The 19023-nt window shown below is 71.5% G+C and carries 18 protein-coding genes; 10 read left to right on the top strand and 8 right to left on the bottom strand.

What is annotated here, in order from left to right:
* Positions 1–401 precede the first annotated feature (401 nt).
* Positions 402–1097 carry a hypothetical protein gene (locus OG514_RS30280; RefSeq protein WP_266900156.1) on the top strand — a complete coding sequence of 232 codons (696 nt, stop codon included), beginning with the start codon at positions 402–404 and terminating at the stop codon, positions 1095–1097.
* 85 nt (positions 1098–1182) lie between these two features.
* On the opposite strand, the gene zwf is transcribed toward OG514_RS30280, so the two are convergent.
* Positions 1183–2634: a glucose-6-phosphate dehydrogenase gene (gene zwf, locus OG514_RS30275; RefSeq protein WP_266900155.1), complete on the bottom strand. Its 1452-nt coding sequence runs from the start codon at positions 2632–2634 to the stop codon at positions 1183–1185.
* 192 nt (positions 2635–2826) lie between these two features.
* On the bottom strand, positions 2827–3669 hold the full coding sequence (locus OG514_RS30270) for a universal stress protein (protein ID WP_266900154.1): 843 nt from the start codon (positions 3667–3669) through the stop codon (positions 2827–2829).
* A gap of 536 nt (positions 3670–4205) precedes the next feature.
* Here OG514_RS30270 and OG514_RS30265 point away from each other — a divergent pair.
* Positions 4206–5450, top strand: coding sequence for a PP2C family protein-serine/threonine phosphatase (locus OG514_RS30265; RefSeq protein ID WP_266900153.1), 1245 nt, complete (start codon positions 4206–4208; stop codon positions 5448–5450).
* 112 nt (positions 5451–5562) lie between these two features.
* Here OG514_RS30265 and OG514_RS30260 read toward each other — a convergent pair whose 3' ends face one another.
* From OG514_RS30260 to OG514_RS30250, 3 genes are all read right to left on the bottom strand, one after another.
* Positions 5563–5712, bottom strand: coding sequence for a hypothetical protein (locus OG514_RS30260; protein WP_266900152.1), 150 nt, complete (start codon positions 5710–5712; stop codon positions 5563–5565).
* Between the two features lie 174 nt (positions 5713–5886).
* The gene (locus OG514_RS30255) at positions 5887–6729 is read right to left on the bottom strand and encodes a hypothetical protein (RefSeq protein WP_266900151.1); all 843 of its coding nucleotides are present in this window, start codon (positions 6727–6729) and stop codon (positions 5887–5889) included.
* Between the two features lie 120 nt (positions 6730–6849).
* Positions 6850–8190, bottom strand: a complete 1341-nt coding sequence (locus OG514_RS30250; RefSeq protein WP_266900150.1) for a helix-turn-helix domain-containing protein — start codon at positions 8188–8190, stop codon at positions 6850–6852.
* Positions 8191–8353: 163 nt separating this feature from the next.
* Between OG514_RS30250 and OG514_RS30245 the strand changes: the two genes are divergently transcribed.
* On the top strand, positions 8354–9679 hold the full coding sequence (locus OG514_RS30245; RefSeq protein ID WP_266900149.1) for a M64 family metallopeptidase: 1326 nt from the start codon (positions 8354–8356) through the stop codon (positions 9677–9679).
* A gap of 135 nt (positions 9680–9814) precedes the next feature.
* Here the strand turns inward: OG514_RS30245 and OG514_RS30240 are convergent, their stop codons facing one another.
* From OG514_RS30240 to OG514_RS30230, 3 genes are all read right to left on the bottom strand, one after another.
* Entirely contained in the window at positions 9815–10486 is a 672-nt protein-coding gene (locus OG514_RS30240; protein ID WP_266900148.1) for a class F sortase, read from the bottom strand.
* Between the two features lie 84 nt (positions 10487–10570).
* Positions 10571–11083, bottom strand: coding sequence for a sortase (locus OG514_RS30235; RefSeq protein ID WP_266900147.1), 513 nt, complete (start codon positions 11081–11083; stop codon positions 10571–10573).
* Between the two features lie 589 nt (positions 11084–11672).
* Positions 11673–13334 (bottom strand): FAD-dependent monooxygenase, encoded by a 1662-nt coding sequence (locus OG514_RS30230; protein WP_266900146.1) that lies wholly within the window; start codon positions 13332–13334, stop codon positions 11673–11675.
* A 233-nt stretch (positions 13335–13567) separates the two neighbouring features.
* On the opposite strand from OG514_RS30230, the gene OG514_RS30225 reads away from it, so the two are divergent.
* The 7 genes from OG514_RS30225 to OG514_RS30195 all read left to right on the top strand — a co-directional run bounded on the left by OG514_RS30225 (position 13568) and on the right by OG514_RS30195 (position 18924).
* The gene (locus tag OG514_RS30225; protein ID WP_266900145.1) at positions 13568–14689 is read left to right on the top strand and encodes a SchA/CurD-like domain-containing protein; all 1122 of its coding nucleotides are present in this window, start codon (positions 13568–13570) and stop codon (positions 14687–14689) included.
* Between the two features lie 67 nt (positions 14690–14756).
* Positions 14757–15227, top strand: a complete 471-nt coding sequence (locus OG514_RS30220) for a cupin domain-containing protein (protein ID WP_266900144.1) — start codon at positions 14757–14759, stop codon at positions 15225–15227.
* Positions 15224–16492 (top strand): beta-ketoacyl synthase, encoded by a 1269-nt coding sequence (locus OG514_RS30215; protein ID WP_266900143.1) that lies wholly within the window; start codon positions 15224–15226, stop codon positions 16490–16492. Before OG514_RS30220 ends, OG514_RS30215 begins: the two co-directional genes overlap by 4 nt.
* Complete coding sequence (locus tag OG514_RS30210) at positions 16489–17736, top strand: ketosynthase chain-length factor (RefSeq protein WP_266900142.1); 1248 nt, start codon at positions 16489–16491, stop codon at positions 17734–17736. Before OG514_RS30215 ends, OG514_RS30210 begins: the two co-directional genes overlap by 4 nt.
* Before the next feature lie 24 nt (positions 17737–17760).
* Complete coding sequence (locus OG514_RS30205) at positions 17761–18021, top strand: phosphopantetheine-binding protein (protein ID WP_266900141.1); 261 nt, start codon at positions 17761–17763, stop codon at positions 18019–18021.
* Between the two features lies 1 nt (position 18022).
* Complete coding sequence (locus tag OG514_RS30200; protein WP_266900140.1) at positions 18023–18502, top strand: SRPBCC family protein; 480 nt, start codon at positions 18023–18025, stop codon at positions 18500–18502.
* A gap of 89 nt (positions 18503–18591) precedes the next feature.
* On the top strand, positions 18592–18924 hold the full coding sequence (locus OG514_RS30195) for a TcmI family type II polyketide cyclase (RefSeq protein ID WP_266900139.1): 333 nt from the start codon (positions 18592–18594) through the stop codon (positions 18922–18924).
* Positions 18925–19023: the final 99 nt, after the last annotated feature.

Genomic DNA, 19023 nt, shown 5'->3' with positions numbered 1-19023 from the left:
GTCTCCAGGTCGACGATGTCGACGATGTCGACGACGGAGGAGACGGCACGGGCCCCATGGGCGAGCCGTCCGTCGGGAGACGAGGTGACGGGCGATCCGTCGGGCGTCGGGTCGGTGACGGCCAGGTCGGTGCGGCCGGCCGCCGTTCGCACGTGGCGGCCGCCGTTCGCACACCGGCAGGCCTCGGCGCCCAGGTCGGCCACACCCCCGAGTACCCGCCTGGACGGTCCGGGGAGGGTACGGCGGGTACAGCGACGCCCGAATGCCGAGGCCGAGACCAAAGTCGTACTCGGGCGGCCGTCTCGGAGACTCTCGGCCGATGTGCGGGACCGTGCAGGGCTGTGAAGGTGGCCGGGAGAGCAACCGTCGGACCCACGTGAGGGGACGGAGAGCGAGAGAGAGTGAGAGCGACGATGGTCCGGCACGAACCCCCGGTCACGGTGCGACTTCCCGAGGCGTGGCTGTGGGGCGTCATCCTGGTCGGGGCCGGGCTCGGTGCCGGTGCCGCGTTCGCCGTGGGTCCGGTCGCCGACTGGATCATCCGCATCTTCGACGGCGTACCGGGTCCGCTCAAGTTGGCGGCCGCCCTGCCGCTCGTCTGGGCCGTGCCTGCGCTGACTCTCGCCGGCGCATTGGCCGGGGCATGGGTGGCGGGCGTCTGGCGCGCGGAGAATCCCGTGGTCGAGGTGGGCGCGGACAGCATCGTCGTCCATGACGGCGGCGGCGGTCGCCACGTCGAACGAGCGCGGCTCGCCGAGGTGTTCACCGACGGCCACGACCTGGTGCTGCGTGGTGCCGACGGTGGGGAACACGTCCGTACGCGGGTCGACAGCGGCCTCGCGGGTCGCCTGCGGTCCGCGTTCGAACAGCACGGCTACCCCTGGAGCGGCACCGTCGAACCGCACGAGTCCGCCTACACCGTCTGGGTCGACGGGACACCGGACCTCGACGAGTCCACCCACGCCTTGCTGCGGAAGCGCCGAAGGGCGATCGCCGACGACCGCACCGGCGCCGCCGACGAGGCCCGCGAGGAGTTGCAGGCACGAGGCATCAGCGTGCGGGACCGCGGCAAGGCCCAGCAGTACCGCACGGTGTGAACGCGGAGGATCGGGGCCGAGAGGTGGCGGCCTTGATCCCGCAGATCGGGCCCCGGGAAGGTTGCGAAGGGCCGCGGTCGCGGTGTCAACCGCCTTCGGGCAGATACCAGCGGTGGGGCCTGATGAGCCGGCGCAGGCTGTCCGGTCCCCAGGATCCCTGGGCGTACGGCTCGACCGGCGGTGGGGACTGCAGCAGGGGAGCGGCCACCGCCCAGAGGCGTTCGATGCCTGCGGCGTCGGTGAAGAGGGACTGGTCACCCAGCATCGCGTCCAGGATGAGGCGCTCGTAGCCCTCCAGGGCATGGTCCTCGTTGAACGAACCGGCGTAGTCGAAGACCATCTCGGCCTGCGTCAGGCGCATCTGGGGGCCGGGCTGCTTGGCGAGGAAGCGCGCCGTGACGGTTCCGGGGTCCTCGAAGTCGATGACCAGCTCGTTGTGGCGGCCGTCGGCGGATTCCTGGGCAGCCAGCGGGAACATGCGCAGAGGTGGCTCGCGGAAGCCGAGGGTGATCACGTGCCGGCTCTCGGCGAGGGCCTTGCCGGAGCGCAGGTAGAAGGGGACGCCGGCCCAGCGCCAGTTGTCGATCTCGAGGCGCAGGGCCGCGAGGGTCTCGGTGTCGGAGACCGGGTCGACTCCGGACTCGTCCCGGTAGCCGTCGTACTGTCCACGGACCACGTGGGCCGGATCGAGGGGGCGCAGGCTCTGGAAGACCTTGTCCTTCTCCGCGCGCAGCGCGTTCGCGTCCAGGGTGGCCGGCGGTTCCATGGCGATGAAGCCGAGGAGCTGGAAAAGGTGCGTGACGATCATGTCGCGGAGGGTGCCGGTGCCTTCGAAGAAGTGGGCGCGGCCCTGGATGTCGATGTGTTCGGGAACGTCGATCTGTACGTGGCTGATGTGGTCGCGGTTCCAGACCGGCTCCAGGAGTCCGTTGGCGAAGCGCAGGGCGAGGATGTTGTCGACGGACTCCTTGCCCAGGAAGTGATCGATGCGGAAGACGCGGGACTCGTCGAAGACGGCGTGGATGGCCTGGTTGAGGGCACGGGCGGAGGCGAGGTCCGTGCCGAACGGCTTCTCCACGATCACGCGGGCGTCCTGGGCGAGCCCGGAGGCACCGAGCGTCTGCACGACCGAGGCGCATGCCTGAGGGGGTACGGCGAGGTGGTGGAGGAGCCGTGGACTGCCGCCGATCGCCCGCTGCGCCTCCTGTACGGCGGCGAGGAGCGGGCCGGGGTCTTCCGGGTCGGCGGCGCCGAAGGTCAGCCGGCTCTCGAAGTCCCGCCACTCCTGACCCTCGGGCGTGGCCCGGCCGAACTCGGTGACGGCTTCGTGCGCGTGTACGCGGAACGCGTCGTCGCCGAGGGCGACGGCGGCGGGGGCCGATCCGATGATCCGGTAGCGGTCGGGCAGCAGTCCCGCTCTGGCCAGGTGGTACAGGCCGGGTAGGAGCTTGCGGCGAGCGAGGTCTCCGGTGGCACCGGAGATGACGATGACGTGGTCCTCGGGGGTGGGCCCGGTGGGGCTCTGGGGTGTGGCCACGTCAGATCTTCCTTTCGCCACGGCCGTCGGACTCGCCGTGCGTCGCGGTGTGGGGCTTGCCGGGGGGCGTCGCGTCGGCGCACCCGGTGCGGGACGGCCCGGTTCGACGAGGTGTTGGTCGGATCGCCCCTGGACACGGCGCTCCGGTGCTTCCGGCCCGGACGCGCAGGGAGCGGCGGAGGGGGCGGCGCCTCAGGCGTGGGACACGACGGCCACGGGGCAGGCGACGTGGTGGAGCGCCGCCTGGGTCACGGCGCCGATGTGCGTCCCCGGCACGGCCCGCCGCTTCCGTCGGCCCACTACCAGCAGTCCGGCGCCGGAGGCTGCTTCGAGGAGGCTGTTGCCGGGCCTGTCGTGGACGACTTCCTCGGTCACATCGACCTTCGCGAACTGCTTTCTGTGGCGTTCGGCGGCGGCCGTGAGCGCCGTTCGCAGCCGAGCGGCCGCCTCGGATCCGTCCCTGCCGTCGCGGTGGTGCGGCAGGGCGGAGTGCCAGGCCGACACGATGTGCAGGGGGACTCCGCGGCGGGCTGCGAAGTCGAAGGCGAAGCCCAGCAGCTCGTCCGCGGGGTGCTGTACGTCCAGACCGACGACGACCCGCTTGTCGCCGCCCGGGGCGGCGCCTTCCCGTACCAGCACGACCGGGCGTTCCGCCGCGGCCAGGACCTCCTGGGCCACATGGCCGGAGAGGTATCCGGAGCCGTTGCCCGCGCGATGCGAGCCCAGGACCAGCAGCTCGGCATCGGCCGCACGCGCCAGCAGGAGCCGGGCGGGTGCGTCCTCGGTCTCCTCTGTCGCGGTGACGACATCCGGGTGGCTCGTGCGGGCGCGCTCACTGGCCTCCGCCAGCAGGGCCCTCGCCCGCTCCGTACGGACGTCCCGTGACTCCCGCACTGCGGCGACCTGGTGTTCGGGCCACAGCGACGCGTTCACCAGCTGGAGCCCGGATCCGCGCGAAGCGGCCTCCCCCGCTGCCCAGTCGACCGCCGCCAGGCTCCCGTTGGATCCGTTCGCTCCTACCGCGATCTGCTTCATGGGCCCACTCTGGAGCCCTCACGGGAGTCCGGCACCCCCGGCATGGCGACAGAGCGACTCAGCGCCGCGACGTTCCGTGTTCGTGGCGGTGGAGCCGTGGAGCCGTCAGCGTGGCTCGGTGGGCTCCTCACGAGAGGGAGAGCCGACATCGCCCACCGGATCGCTTCGGTCAGCGGCCCGTCCGGACACGCTACGGCGAATCCACGGGCAGCGCGCCGGGGAGCCGAGCTCGCAGAACTCGGCCGCCGTACGGAAATGTCGAGAGAGCGCGTCCAGCACGGCGCCCCCAGCCCCTCGGGGACGGACCGGCTGTCCGGATGATCTTCACCAACCACTGTGTGGACGCCCCTGCGACGAGACGGGTGTGGACCGCACTGCCTCCCATGCAACGCCCACCCCACCCACCCGGCCACCGCAGTGGAGTGGCCGGGTGATGCCCGCTTTCCCGCCGCACGGGCCTGCTGAGGCGCGGTCGGCCGGAGCGCTGCGTACGCTGGCCTGAGGGGGCTCCTCTCGGGACGAGGATCGGAACGTCTGTGAGGCCGGAGATCGACCACGGAGCGTTGTTCGCCGCGACGCCCAGCCCTTATCTGGTGCTGGCACCGGATCTGGTGATCGTGGACGTCAACGAGGCGTACCTGCGGGCGACCGGTCGCACCCGGGACGATCTGCTCGGGCGGCACGTGTTCGACGCGTTCCCCGACAATCCCGACGACCCGGACGCGGACGGGGTGAAGAACCTGGGGGCGTCGCTGGGGCGGGTGCTGGCCACCGGTGAGGCCGACACCATGGCGGTGCAGAAGTACGACATCCCCGTCGTCTCGCAGCCCGGTGTGTTCGAGGAGCGCTGGTGGTCGCCGGTGAACACCCCGGTCAAGAACGCGGACGGGCGGGTCGCGTGGATCATCCACCGCGTGGAGGACGTGACCGCCTTCATGCACTCCCGCCGGTTCCGCAGCCGGCGCGAGGGGCGGCGGATGACCGAGCGTGAGGAGGGGATGGAGGCCGAGCTGTACGCCCGCGCGCGGGAGCTGCAGCGTCTGAACGAGGAGCTGCGGGCAGCGCACGCACGGGAGCGGGAGGTCGCCGTCACCTTGCAGGAGGCGATGCTGCACTCCCCCGACCTGGCCCGGCACAGTGACGTGGCGGTGCGCTATCTGCCGGCGGTCGGTTCGCTGAACGTGTGCGGCGACTGGTACGACGCCGTCGACCTGGACGAGGGGCGGTTCACCGTCGCCGTGGGCGACGTCGTCGGGCACGGGCTGGAGGCGGCCACCGTCATGGGCATGCTCCGCAGCGCGCTGTCCGCGGCCAGTCGGGCGGTGGCCGGGCCGGCCGGGGCCCTGGAAGTGCTGGGCATGTACGCCCGCTCCGTCGACGGCGCGCTCGCCGCGACCGCGGTCAGTGTGCTCGTGGACACCCGCTCCAGGCTGCTCGTCTACTCCAGCGCCGGGCACCCGCCGCCGGTCCTGCTGCACACGGACGGCACGTGCGAGCTGTTGGACCAGGCAACCGACCCGCCGCTGGGAGCCAGACCCGAGCACGTTCCCCGGCCGCAGGCCGGCACCTCCTACCGCCAGGGTGACACCCTCGTCCTCTACACCGACGGACTGATCGAACGCCGCGACGAGGACATCGACACCGGCCTGGACCGGCTCACCACCGCCCTGGGCGACCTCGTCGACCTTGACCCGGCTCAGCTGGCCGACACGCTGCTCGCGCGACTCGGCGTCGCCAGCGGAGCCAGTGACGACATCGCCCTCGTCATCGTCCGCGTCTGAGCCGGGTGTGCGGGGGTGGTCAGTGAGCTGGTGCGTGCAGAACCGCGACGGGTCGATCGAGCTTGGAAGGGCACGATCGACTTCGGGCGCACTCCGCCGGCGATCGGCGTGATCATGGCCGGATCTCGGCCGGGTACGGGTGCGAGGCGTGTTCCCGGCGCGGTCCGGCCGGGCGGGCCAGCGCGAGGGCGATGATGTCCGCCGCCACCTCGGCGGCCTCCATGGCCTGGGCGATGCCCGCGCCGCTCCACGGACCGACCATGCCGGCGCTGTCGCCGGACCCGCCCCCACCACGATGACCTGTGCCTCTTCGTCACCGGCGCCTTCAGGGCCCGAACTGCCGGCCTCGCGCCCGTCACCGGCCTCGTCACTTTTGGTGATCACCCACGACTAGGCCCAGGGCGGGAGGCGGTGGAACGTGCGGCGCGGCCGAGTCCTAGGGTCGTTCGAAGGCCTGGAGTACACCACCGAGCGAGAAGCACAGCGCACCGCACAGTGTCCCCCAGTTGGCGATGTCGGTGTTGACCAGGCTCTGGGTCGTGGGCCGGGTGAAGGCGGCCACTGCGGCGACCATGAAGAGCACCGACCCGAACTGGTTCACCGCGACCACCCACCAGCCGAGGCTGCGCGAGCGGACGCAGGGCCGGGAGCGGTGGCAGATCTCGGCGAAGGCGAGATGCCCCGAGACCAGGAACAGCACGCACCCGATCACGTCGGGAGTCCAGATCAGCCGGTTGCTCTGCTGGACGGTGAGCCCCTGCAGGAAGGAATCCAGCAGGTTGACTCCGAACACAAGTGTCCCGGCGAACAGCACGAACGTGCTGAGCCAGTCCAGGCGCATCGGCTCGTACCCCCACCACCGCCAGCGGCCCGTTGCCAGGGCGCCGCCCCCTTGGGAGTGGCGAGGCGCGTTCAGTACCTGCAGGAGCGAGGTGTAGGCCCCGGTGGTGAAGAACAGCCCGCCCGTGAAGTAGATCGAGGCGCTCTCGACCGGGTCGCCCGAACCGAACTGGGCGACCCCGGCGCCGAGAGCGAAGAGCATTCCGCCTAGGAAGAACGCACCCGAGGCGAGGAAGTTGAGCCTCCGAAGCCGGTCGAGGGCCGCGGCATCGGCAGTCGGGGACATGACGACCGTGCCATCGGGGGTACGGACGGACAGCGCCCCGCGCTTGCGTGCGAGCCGCGACGCCCATACCACCGTCCCCCCATCGGGGCGGTGCCAGGTGAGCCGGGTGGTGAACGGTCCCGCGCCTTCGGCGCGGTGCTCAGGCGGTTCCACGAGAGACGAGCCTAGTTCCAGCTCCTGCGCGCCGAGGGCAGTGAAACGTGGACGTCGTCCTGTCTCTTCTCAGTGACCGGCCCGTGTGCGACGTCATCCTCGTCCAGATCGAACTCGCCGTCAGTGCCGCGGGAACGCCACCGCCGTCGGAGCCGGCCCCAGCGTCGTCGTGCCGGGGGGCGACCGGTGGCCCAGCCCCGTGCGGTACGCGTCCAGCGCGGCCTCGGTACGGCCGCCGCGGCGCAGAAGGTCGCCCAGCAGACGACACAGGTCGGCGAGGTCGCCGCTCGCGCCGCTGCGCTCCAGCAGCCCCAGCGCCATGACGTAGTGCTCCTCGGCTGTCTCGCTGTCCCCTCGCTCCTCGGCGATCAGCCCGAGCAGCCTGTGCGCACCCCCCGCGTGCACGGCGCCGTGCCGATCACCGGGCTCAAGAAATGCGGAGAGCAGGTCCGACGCCTCGCTGTGCCGTCCGAGCCGCCGGAGGACATCGGCCAGCTCCACCTCCACGTGCGCGGTGAACAGCGCCGCGCGTTTGACATTCAGCATGTCCCGGGCGGCACGCAACTCCTGTTCGGCCGAGGCGAGTTCTCCGTTCTGAGCCTGGACGTAGCCGCGCATCCAGTGGCAGTGCGCGAGATCGGTACGCAGGCTGAGCTGCTGGTAGATCGCCTGCGCCTTGGCCAGTGAGGCATCCGCGTCAGCCGTGCGCCCCTCGGCGAGGAAGGTGCGGGCCACCTGCCGGTGCATGCCCGCCACCAGCGCCGGGTCGTCGACCTGCGGAGCGAGCGCCAGGGCGAGCTCGGCGGCGTGCGCGGCACGGGCGTGGGCGCCCATGTCCATGTACGGGCCGATCACGGCGGCGTACAGGATGACCAGCGCCTCGGGGTCGGCCAGACCGCTCGCGCCGAGCTCGTCGATGGTGGACTCGAGGAGGTAGCAGGCGTAACGCAGCTCGCCGGCAAGGAGGTGTGCGACGGCACGGCCACGGATCGCTCGTGCGCGGCGGGGCAGCGGCTTCTCGGCGAGGAGCCGCTCTGCGGCTTGGAAGTGGTGGCCCGCGTCGACCAGTTCACCGGTTTCCAGGGCGCAGTCGCCGAGCCCGAGCAGCGCCTCGGCCTGCTCGGGCACGAGGCCGAGGCCCTCCGCGTCGGTGAGCAGGCGCCGGTAGCTCACGGCGGCCTCCTCCGCCGTCCCGGTGGCCAGCTGCCGGCGCGCGTCGACGAGAGCGAGCCGCAGCTCCGTGGCGAGGTGCGCGGGCCTGCCGGTGGCCAGCTCCTCGTACGACGTACCGAGCCGCTCCGCGAGGAACCGCAGTGCGGTCTCCGAAGGCCTGACCTTGCCCGACTCCAGCGTCGACACATACGCGGGGGTGTAGGAAGGCTCGGCCAACTGTCGCTGCGTCAGTCCGCGTTGAGCGCGCAGCCGCTGCACTCGGTGGCCGATCGTGGCCGGATCGTCCATGCGGATCCCCCTGGTTCGTGAACTGCCCAGTATTCAGAAGCAGTAGGCATTGCGCACCCCCTCGCCTCCCCTCTAGGTTAAGCGACTCCTTCAGCACATTTACTGATGCACTTAACTCGCCTGGCAAGGGGCTGATTTCATGCGTTCAGCACGACGAGGAGTCATGGCGGTCGGAGTGACCGTCGCCCTCACGGCGGTACTCGCCGCCGCACCCGGCAGCGCAGCCGCGGACCCGACGGCGCCCCCCACGGCCCGGGTCGAGGTCGAGATACCCGGGCCGGAACACGGGACGTCCGCCGGGTCCGGCCACACGCGTGTGCCGGCCGAGGGCCGGAACCGGGCGGCCTCCCGCCTGACGGCGACCGAGGTGGCCGCCGACGGCGAGGTGGCCAAGATGGTCGACAACGGCCCCACCGCCGACCGGCTCGACATCGTCGTCGTCGGAGACGGCTACACCGCCGCAGAACTGCCCCGCTTCCACGCCGACGCCCAGCGGAAATGGGCCGAGCTGACGGCCGTCGAGCCGTACACCACGTACCGCGGCCTCTTCAACGTCTGGACCGTCGACGCCGTCTCGAACGAGTCCGGCGTCTCCGGCGACCCCTCTCCCGACACCGTCCGGGACACGGCTCTCGGCTCGTACTTCTGGTGCGACACGATCGAGCGGCTGCTCTGCATCGACCAGGACAAGGTCGACGGATACGTCGCGGAGGCGCCGGAGGCCGACCTGGTGCTCATCCTCGCCAACAGCACCAAGTACGGCGGCGCGGGCTACAACGAGCGCAGTGAGACCCTCGGCTACGAGGGCATATCAACGGCCTCGGCGGGCAACGAGAAGTCCGGCCAGGTCGCGATCCACGAGACCGGCCACTCGCTGGGCAAGCTCGCCGACGAGTACTTCTACCCCGACTACCCCGGCTACGAGCGGTACCTGGGTCCCGAGCCCGCCGACTCCAACATCACCACCCTCACTGCCGACGACATGGCCGACCGGGGCACCAAGTGGCACCGCTGGCTCGGTGAGCAGTCTCCCGACGGCGGCACCGTAGGCGCGTACGAGGGCGGCGGCTACTACGTCACCGGGCTGCGGCGCCCCACCGAGAACTCCCTGATGCGGTCCCTCGACAAGCCCTTCAACCTGCCCGGAGTGGAGGCGATGATCGCCGGCTTCTACCGCGAGGCGCGGATCGCCTCCCCCGTCACGGCCACCGATCGCACCCTCCGCGCGGGCGACGCAGCCAAAGCCCTCGTACCCCGGCTGACGGGGGCGGACGGGCGTCAACTCACGATCCGCTGGCATCTGGACGGGCGGGAGGTGAAGTCCCTCGCGGGCCGCACCGAGGTACGCGTGTCCGACCCGGCCCTGCGGCTGCACGACCTTCGGAGGCACACACTGTCACTCACGGCCGAGGACCGTACGCCCTCGGTGCGGGACCGCAGCATCACCCGGACGATGAGGTCCACGGTCAGCTGGACGGTCCGGCTCTGACGGCCTCCGGCGGGCATCCGTCGCGGTTCGTGACACGGGCGGCGCCGGACATGGCGGAGGAGCGCGTGTATCTGGTGACCGGGGGCGGAACGGGGATCGGGGCGGCGACCGCGCGGACATTGGCCCGGGCGGGTGCTATCTCGTCCCCGTCAGGGTCGCGTAGACCACCGTGTTGGCCCGGTAGCCGGTGTCGCTGGACCAATCGCCGCCGCAGGTGATCAGACGCAGTTCGGGGCGGCCCGAATCGCCGTAGACCTTCTCGTCGGGGAATCGGTCCTTGGCATGAGCCTCCACCGCGTCGACGGTGAAGAGGGCCGTACGGCCGTCGTCGCGGTCGATCTCGATCCTTGCGCCCCGGGAGAGGGTGTAGAGCCGGTGGAAGACGGCGGGGCCGAGCGGAGTGTCCAGGTGTCCCGCCACCACGGCCGTGCCCGGCGCCCCGGGGGCGGTGCCGTCGGCGTACCAGCCCGCCACGGTCGGGGCCGACGCGGGCGGGGGGCGCAGTGCTCCGGTGCCGTCCAGCTCCAGGGGGACGAGGGCGACGTCGACCCCGATGGCCGGAATCCTGATCCGCGTCGCGTCGGACGCCGGCAGCGGCCGGGGTTCGGAGCGGTCCCGGTCGGCTCCGGCGGCGGGCCGCGCGAGCAGCGGTGAGGCCTGCGCCGTCGTCGGCGGCCGTGAGCCGTCGCCGTCCGGCACGTGGGCGAGCAGGACGATGCCGACGAGCGTCGTCCAGGCCAGTGTCCTGACCGAGGGGACGCTCCGGGACGGCGCTCCGCCGGACTTCGGCGCGGAGCCGTTCTTCATGTGGTTCGTGCCTCCGCTGGATGGCGGGCCCCGGATCTCCTCGCGGAGCCGGGGCCTTGGCCGTGGGGCGTGCGGGGCGTGGGCTCAGACGGAGTTCCGGGCGGCGGTGGCGCGGCGGCGCATCCTGATCAGGACGCCCGCGGCGGCGCCGCCGAGGAGCAGCGCGCCGAGGGCGTACGGGCTGCCGCCGTCGCCCCCGTCCGCGCCTGCGCCCGCGGCCCAGCCGAAGCCCGCTTCCACGGCACCGATCGGCCGGCCGGAGATCTGATAGGTGACGGTCTGCTTGATGCGGGGCGGGCACTTGAGGGTCACTGTGTCCGTGCCGGAGACGGCGTCCAGCGGGAGCGTGAACTCACCCACCAGGACGCCCTTCCGGTCGCCGGGCAGGAGGTGGAACTTCCCGCCCGCCTCCGACTCGCCCTTGCCGTAGGTCTCCTTGCCGCAGGCGGTGGTGCTGACGGTGACGGTGGCGCCAGGGGATGCCTTCCCCGGATTGACCTGGACCTCACCGGCGGGCGCCGCGACGGCGGAGGGTGCGGACAGGACGAGGGCGCCCAGGACCAGGGCGAGCTGGGTACCCGTACGTGCGAGACGCATGCTTGTTCTCTCCTTCGGCGGAGCTTTCCTGGCCGGCTGGACCGCGCGGCTCCGGTGCTGTGCTCCTTGTACGAGAAGATCCCCGACCGGTTATCACCGCAACGGGAAGATCGCTCGCGATGTCCCCCGGTTGGGGTCTTGATCGTCCTCCCCGGTGATCACCTCCGCAGGTCACAGCGGCCGGTGCGGTGCTCGGGAAAGAATGGCGTCCTGCGCGCGAACGGGTTAGGCGCCTCGACCACGAGGGTTGTCGACGCCTGCTCGGGCCTTGAACACCCCGACGACACCGGTGCGGCGGAGCCGTCCAGGGACTCGCCCCGCCTCGGGTTGGACCGTCCGTCCGGGCTCGACCGACGGCAACCGGGCGGGCGGGCCGCTAACCCGGCTCCCTCCCCCGCCACGCTCCTGGCTCCAGGAGCACACGGCGGGCCGGGGGAAGGCTCAGCCGGCTCGTCCGCCGAGCAGCCATCGCGCAAGGGCCCCGCCGGTCACCGAACAGGGTGTCCCGGGGCACGGTCGTCGGCGTGGCGTACCACCGAAGACCGGGGCTCCCCGGGACCTCCCTGCCGTGCCGACCGAGAGACGGCGGTCAGTCCCGGCCCAGGATCGCCGTGAGGGTTTGTCGCAACGCCACTTCGGGATCCGGCGACGCCCCATCGGACCGCCACGCGACGAACCCGTCGGGGCGGACCAGCACCGCGCCGTCCGTGGTGACGCCGTGAACCTCCGCCCAGTGCGTGTCGCCCTCGGGGGCGAGCTCCGCGTCAGGCCCGTCGCCGATCCGGTACGAGTCGAGCGGCACCGACAGCTCTCGCCCGACTCGGGTCGCCGCGGTGTGCCAGCCGCCGGGGCCGTCCTCGGAACTCAGGAGCACCAGGGACCGCTCGTACAGGTCGAGGGTGGAGACCCGGGTACCGGCACGGTTCAGCCACATGTGGGGTGCCCGGCTTCCGGGTTCGCCCGTCAGCCGCAGGCCGTCGGAGACGACCGGCATGGTCCGGTCGGCGCCCAGGACGGCGCCCTGCGGATAGCGGTAGCCGAGCACCTCGTTGAGGATGCCGCCCTTCTTGCCCTGGGGGCCGCCGGCTCCGGGGCCGGGAACGTACCCGGGGTGGCTGTGCTCGACCGACCGCGCCGAAGCACGCGCGCTCGTCGTCTCCGCGACCGGCCGGCGCTCCGCGTCGTAGGACGCGAGCAGGCCGGGGCCGGCCCAGCCGCCCAGTACGGCGGCGAGCTTCCAAGCGAGGTTGTGCGCGTCCTGGATACCGGTGTTGGAGCCGAACGCCCCCGTGGGCGGCATCTCGTGAGCGGAGTCACCGGCGAGGAACACCCGGCCGTCCGCGTACCGTTCGGCGATCCTCTCGGCCGCGTGCCAGGGGGCTCTGCCGGTGATCTCCACATCGAGGTCCGGCACCCCCACGGCCCGCCGGATGTGTTCCCTGCACCGCTCGTCGGTGAACTCCTCCAGTGTCTCGCCGTGTTCGGGGTGCCAAGGGGCGTGGAACACCCAGCGCTCCCGATTGTCGACCGGCAGCAGGGCCCCGTCGGCCTCCGGGTTCGTGAGGTAGCAGACGATGAAGTGCCGGTCGCCGACGACGTCCGCGAGCCCGCGGGACACGAAGGTGATGCTCACGTTGTGGAAGAGGTCTCCCGGACCGCTCTGCCCGATGCCGAGCTGCTCGCGAATCGGGCTCCGCGGGCCGTCCGCCGCGACGAGGTAGTCCGCTCGGATGGTGGTGTGCTCACCGGTGCCGCGGCTCTTGACCTGCGCGGTCACCCCTTCGGCGTCCTGTTCGAAGGACATCAGCTCGGTTGCGAACCGCAGATCGCCGCCCAGCTCACCGGCGCGCTTGAGCAGCACCGGTTCGAGATCGTTCTGGCTGCACAGGCACCACCCGGCGGGGCTGAAGCGGGCGACCCCGCCGCCGGGGTCGATCTGCCTGAACAGCCACTCGCCGACATCGCCCACCAGGCTCGGCGTCTGCAGGATGCCGTTGTTGCGCGCCAGGACCGACGCGGCCTCCTGGATGGGTTGCGTCACCCCGGCGCTGCGGAACAGCTCCATCGTGCGCACGTTGTTGCCGCGGCCACGCGGGTGGATCGAGGTGCCCGTATGGCGCTCGACCAGTGTGTGCGGCACTCCGAGACGACCCAGGAACAGCGAGGTGGACAGGCCCACCAGCGAGCCGCCGACGATGAGTACGGGCGTGCGGTGACCGGGCGCTTCGCCGGCCGCGTCGAATCGGTTCATTGCTCGTCTCCGGCGTCACCTGCGACGCGAGTTGGGGTTGGGATGCAGATTCATGCCCTTCGGGGACGGGTCCGTGTGCCCTGGGCACCCGGATGACACGTGGTTCACTCGTCCGCTTCATGGGGCTCGCGCGCTCTCGGCGCTCGTGTCAAGGATCAACACATGACGGCCTCGGCGTTTCGGCCACGTAGGTCGTTCCCCCCTCCCCCCTGAGAAGAGAAGAGGTGTGCCGGATGGCCCCCTCGGGACGCATCTCGCAGTCTGTGTTCGACGGCTCCAGGCTGCGGGTGATCCTCCTGCTCGACCTGTACGAGGGCGCTCAGGAGCAGTTCCTCGACGCTTACGAACTCATGCGCAAGCAGGTCGCCTCCGTTCCCGGTCACATCAGTGACCAGCTCTGCCAGTCCATCGAGAACCCCTCGCAGTGGCTCATCACCAGCGAGTGGGAGAGCGCGCCGCCGTTCCTCGCGTGGGTGAACAGCGAGGAGCACGTCGAAACCGTCAAGCCGATGCACAGCTGCGTCCGGGACACCCGTTCGATGCGCTACAGCATCCTCCGGGAGACCAGCCCCGGTCAGCCGGCGTCGCGGACCGCGGCATCGGCCGGCGTGCAGGTGAAGGCCCGCGTGGGCGACGGTGTGGCACGCCACGCCCTCACCTTCACCGTCAAGCCGGGTTCCGAGTCGAAGGTGGCGGAGATCCTGGCCGGGTACCAGTCGCCCCAGGCCCAGGTCGACGAGACCACACGGCTGCGCCGTACCTCCCTCTTCATGCACGGCAACCGCGTCGTGCGCGCCGTGGAGGTGGAAGGCGACCTGCTCGTGGCACTGCGGCACGTCGCACGTCAGCCCGAGGTACGCGCGGTCGAGGAGGCCATCAACCCGTACCTGGAGCAGGACCGGGACCTGACCGACCCCGAGTCGGCACGCGTGTTCTTCACCCGGGCCGCGCTCCCTGCCGTCCACCACGTGGTGTCCGACCGGCCGACGCCGGCCGGCCTGCGACGGCACGCGCTGTACTACCCGGCCAAGGAAGGCCAGGGGATGGAGCTCGCCCAGCTGCTCGCCCATCAGGACCGGGACGCGGCGGACGATCCGAACAGCCCGGTGCACAGCAGCACCGTGTTCCAGCGCGACGACATCGTGGTGCGCCTCATCGACGTCACGGGCGAACTCGACCTCGACCCCGTCGCCTCCCTCGGGCTCAAGGGCTCCGGGAAGGCCGCGAAGCTGGCACGTCTCCTCGACGGCGCCGCGATCGGCGTCGAGGGATCCCTGGAGACGGAGCGCAACGTCAACCGGCTTCTGTCGCACGCCGACATGCTGCCCGTCACGGACCGCTCGGCGAACACCTGACGGCCGGTCGCGGCTCCCGCCGCAGTCGCTCCCCAGCACGTCACTGCCACATCTGGAGGTATCAACCATGCTCAAGCAGCGTCCACGCATCGTGACCCTGAGCGAGACGGAACCCAACCGCAGGCGCGGAGGTGACCTGCGGGCCATGCTCACGCCGGCCACCGTGGGCTCCACCAGCGGCTTCATGGGCCTGGCCATCGTCCAGCCGGGCGAGCGCATCGGCGAGCACTACCACCCGTACTCCGAGGAGTTCGTGTACGTCGTCTCGGGCGCGCTGGAGGTTGACCTGGACGGCGACACGTACGCACTCCAGCCCGATCAGGGCCTCCTGATCCCCATCGACGTGCGGCACCGTTTCCGCAACGTGGGCGACGTGGAGGCCCGCATGGTCTTCCACCTGGGCCCGCTCGCCCCCCGGCCGAGCCTCGGCCACGTCGACACGGAGGTCACCGACGAGGCCGAGCTCGCCGCCGCGGGCCCGCACCTGACCGTGCACGACCCGGGACGGGTGTCCGAGCGAAGCGGGGCCATCGAGTGACCCGGCGAGTGGCCGTCACCGGCATCGGTGTGGTCGCTCCGGGCGGCACCGGAGCGAAGGCGTTCTGGGACCTCCTCGCCGCCGGCCGTACCGCGACCCGCGGCATCACCCTGTTCGACCCGGTCGGGCTGCGCTCCCGCATAGCCGCCGAGTGCGACTTCGACCCGGCGGACCACGGACTGGATCCGGACCTGAGTCGGCACGCCGACCGGTACATCCAGTTCGCCGCCGTCGCGGCCGGGGAAGCCGTCCGCGACTCCGGACTCGACACCGACACCGAAGACCCCTGGCGCGTCGCCGTCTCCCTGGGCAGCGCCGTCGGCGGCACCACCCGGCTCGAACACGACTACGTCCTGGTCAGCGAGGGCGGGCGGCGGTGGGACGTGGACCACCGCGCGGCCGACCCCAAGCTGCACATGGCGTTCTCGCCGAGCACGCTCGCTTCCGTCGTGGCCGAACAGTTCGGCGCCCGCGGCCCGGTGCAGACCGTCTCCACCGGCTGCACCTCCGGCCTCGACGCCGTCGGCTACGCCTTCCACACCATCCAGGAAGGGCGGGCGGACGTCTGCATCGCGGGCGCGTCGGACTCCCCGATATCCCCGATCACCATGGCCTGCTTCGACGCCATCAAGGCCACGTCGCCCGACAACGACGACCCGGAGCACGCCTCCCGTCCCTTCGACAACAACCGCAACGGTTTCGTCATGGGCGAGGGCGCGGCCGTCCTCGTGCTGGAGGAGTACGAGCACGCCAGGGCCCGCGGTGCGCACATCTACTGCGAGATCGGCGGCTACGCCACCTTCGGCAACGCGTACCACATGACCGGTCTGACCGGCGAGGGACTGGAGATGTCCCGGGCGATCGACTCCACGCTCGACCAGGCCCGGCTCGACCCCACGCTGATCGACTACGTCAACGCGCACGGCTCGGGCACCCGGCAGAACGACCGGCACGAGACCGCCGCCGTGAAGCGGTCCCTGGGCGCGCACGCCTACGACACCCCCATGAGCTCCATCAAATCCATGGTGGGGCACTCGCTGGGCGCGATCGGCGCCATCGAGGTGGCCGCCTGCGTCCTCGCTCTGAAGCACCAAGTGGTACCTCCGACGGCGAACTACGAGACCCCCGACCCCGAGTGCGACCTGGACTACGTGCCGCGCACCGCCCGCCCCCGGAAGCTCAGGAACGTGCTCTCCGTGGGCAGCGGATTCGGCGGCTTCCAGTCCGCGGTCCTCCTGACGGGGCCGGGTGGGAGGACACGATGAGCAGTGAGCGCCCACGGCGCGCGGTCGTCACCGGGATCGGTGTGATCGCCCCCAACGGATTGCGCGCCGACGCGTACTGGAAGTCCGTCCGGGAAGGGCTCGGCGTACTGGACCGGATCACCCGTGAGGGCTGCGCGGACCTGCCTCTCAAGGTCGCGGGCGAGGTCCGCGGCTTCGATGCCTCCGCCCTGATCGAAGACCGCTTCCTCGTCCAGACCGACCGCTTCAGCCACTACGCCATGGCCGCGGCCCAACTCGCCATCGACGACGCCGGCTTCGCCCGGGAGAACCCCGAGGAGCCCTTCGAGATCGGCGTGGTCACCGCGGCCGGGTCCGGAGGCGGCGAGTTCGGCCAGCGAGAGCTCCAGAAGCTCTGGGGCCAGGGATCCAAGTTCGTCGGCCCGTACCAGTCCATCGCCTGGTTCTACGCCGCGAGCACCGGTCAGATCTCCATCCGGAGCGGCTTCAAGGGACCGTGCGGCGTGGTCGCGAGCGACGAGGCGGGCGGCCTGGACGGCATCGCCCACGCCGCTCGGGCCGTACGCCGCGGCACGGGCGCGGTGATCGTCGGCGCCGCGGAGGCGCCCCTCGCCCCGTACTCGATGGTGTGCCAGCTCGGATACCCCGAGCTCAGCACCGTCGAGGACCCGGACCGCGCCTACCGGCCCTTCACCGCCGGCGCCTGCGGCTTCGTCCCGGCGGAGGGCGGAGCGATGCTCGTCGTGGAGGACGAGTCCCGCGCCCGCGACCGGGGAGCGGCCGTCCGGGCCGTGGTGGCCGGCCACGGCGCCACGTTCACCGGCGCCTCCCGCTGGGAGGAGTCCCGGGAGGGGCTCGCCCGTGCCATCCGTGTCGCCCTCGACGAGGCCGAGTGCGCCCCGGAGGAGATCGACGTCGTCTTCGCCGACGCCCTGGGCGTACCGGAGGCGGACCGCGCCGAGGCGCTGGCGATCGCCGACGCCCTCGGAGCGCACGCCACCCGCGTACCCGTCACGGCGCCCAAGACGGGCATCGGCCGCGCCTACTGCGGAGCACCCGTCCTGGACACCGCCGCCGCGGTCTTCGCGATGGAGCACGGCGTGGTGCCCCCCACTCCCAACGTGTTCGACATCTGCCACGACCTCGATCTGGTGATGTCCCGCGCTCGGCCCGCCGAGCTGCGCACGGCCCTCGTCCTCAGCCGGGGACTCATGGGATCCAACGCGGCGCTGGTCGTGCGCCGCGGCGACGACTCCGCCCGGTAGGACCGGGCGGGAAGGAGAGCAATCATGATCACCACCGCACTGACCTTCGACGAACTCGCCGCGCTGATGAAGCAGGCGGCCGGCGTCACCGTCGACGCACGGGAGCTGGAGAAGGCGCCGGAGGCGCAGTTCACCACCCTCGGCCTCGACTCGCTCGGCCTGCTCGGGATCGTCGGCGAGCTGGAGAACCGGTACAGCGTGGCCCTGCCCACCGACGCCGAGCGCTGCAAGACGCCCGCCGAGTTCCTCGACCTGGTCAACAGCGCCCTCAAGACGGGAGTCTGACGTGGCCGGCCACACCGACAACAGCATCACCATCGACGCCCCGCTCGACCTCGTCTGGGACATCACCAACGACATCGAGAAGTGGCCCGACCTCTTCAGCGAGTACGCCTCCCTCGAAGTCCTCTCCCGCGAGGGCGACTCCACCACCTTCCGCCTGACCATGCACCCGGACGAGTCCGGGAAGGTCTGGAGCTGGGTGTCGGAGCGCACCGTGGACCGTCCCGGGCGGACCGTCCGCGCCCGCCGCGTCGAGACCGGCCCGTTCGACCACATGAACATCCGGTGGGAGTACGAGGAGACCCCGGCCGGCGTCCACATGCGCTGGGTGCAGGACTTCGCGATGAAGCCCGACGCCCCGGTCGACGACGCCTGGATGACCGACAACATCAACCGCAACTCCCGCACGCAGATGGCCCTCATCCGGGACCGCATCGAGCAGGTCGCCCGCGACCTCCAGGCTGCCCCGGTCCTGCCCGGCTGACCGCGTACGCCCGCGTACGAACCCACATCCGCACCCCCGCACCCCCGCACCCCGCACCCCGCACCCCGCACCCCCAGGAAGGACGCTCGATGCACCACGCTCTGATCGTCGCCCGCATGGCGCCCGACTCGGCGCCGGCGATCGCCGACGTGTTCGCCGCCTCCGACCGCGGCGAACTCCCGCACCTGGTCGGCGTCACCCGGCGTCGCCTCTTCCAGTTCGGCGACGTGTACCTCCACCTCATCGAGTCGGACCAGGACCCGGGGCCGGCCATCGCGAAGCTGACCGGGCACCCCGAGTTCCGGGACGCCAGCGAGAAGCTGTCGGCGTACGTCAGCGCGTACGACCCGAAGACGTGGCGCAGCCCCAAGGACGCCATGGCGCAGTGCTTCTACCGCTGGGAGCGGGATTCCGCTTCCTGAGCTTCCGAGCTCCTGAGTTCACGCTCGACGGAGAAACCCGAGGCCGCCCGCCCCGCGAAAGACGCGGAGCGGGCGGCCTCGGGTTTCTCTGCCTTCGTT

It is taken from the genome of Streptomyces sp. NBC_00572 (genome assembly GCF_026341815.1).
GTDB lineage: Bacteria > Actinomycetota > Actinomycetes > Streptomycetales > Streptomycetaceae > Streptomyces.
This window is presented reverse-complemented; position numbering and strand designations above follow the sequence as displayed.

What these genes read in the sequence shown, in the direction of transcription:
- OG514_RS30270 (WP_266900154.1), bottom strand. Translation starts at nt 3,669, where the DNA reads ATGAAGCAGATCGCGGTAGGAGCGAACGGATCCAACGGGAGCCTGGCG.
- OG514_RS30260 (WP_266900152.1), bottom strand. Translation starts at nt 5,712, where the DNA reads ATGGTCGGTCCGTGGAGCGGCGCGGGCATCGCCCAGGCCATGGAGGCC.
- OG514_RS30250 (WP_266900150.1), bottom strand. Translation starts at nt 8,190, where the DNA reads ATGGACGATCCGGCCACGATCGGCCACCGAGTGCAGCGGCTGCGCGCT.
- OG514_RS30245 (WP_266900149.1), top strand. Translation starts at nt 8,354, where the DNA reads ATGGCGGTCGGAGTGACCGTCGCCCTCACGGCGGTACTCGCCGCCGCA.
- OG514_RS30240 (WP_266900148.1), bottom strand. Translation starts at nt 10,486, where the DNA reads ATGAAGAACGGCTCCGCGCCGAAGTCCGGCGGAGCGCCGTCCCGGAGC.
- OG514_RS30235 (WP_266900147.1), bottom strand. Translation starts at nt 11,083, where the DNA reads ATGCGTCTCGCACGTACGGGTACCCAGCTCGCCCTGGTCCTGGGCGCC.
- OG514_RS30230 (WP_266900146.1), bottom strand. Translation starts at nt 13,334, where the DNA reads ATGAACCGATTCGACGCGGCCGGCGAAGCGCCCGGTCACCGCACGCCC.
- OG514_RS30225 (WP_266900145.1), top strand. Translation starts at nt 13,568, where the DNA reads ATGGCCCCCTCGGGACGCATCTCGCAGTCTGTGTTCGACGGCTCCAGG.
- OG514_RS30220 (WP_266900144.1), top strand. Translation starts at nt 14,757, where the DNA reads ATGCTCAAGCAGCGTCCACGCATCGTGACCCTGAGCGAGACGGAACCC.
- OG514_RS30210 (WP_266900142.1), top strand. Translation starts at nt 16,489, where the DNA reads ATGAGCAGTGAGCGCCCACGGCGCGCGGTCGTCACCGGGATCGGTGTG.
- OG514_RS30205 (WP_266900141.1), top strand. Translation starts at nt 17,761, where the DNA reads ATGATCACCACCGCACTGACCTTCGACGAACTCGCCGCGCTGATGAAG.
- OG514_RS30195 (WP_266900139.1), top strand. Translation starts at nt 18,592, where the DNA reads ATGCACCACGCTCTGATCGTCGCCCGCATGGCGCCCGACTCGGCGCCG.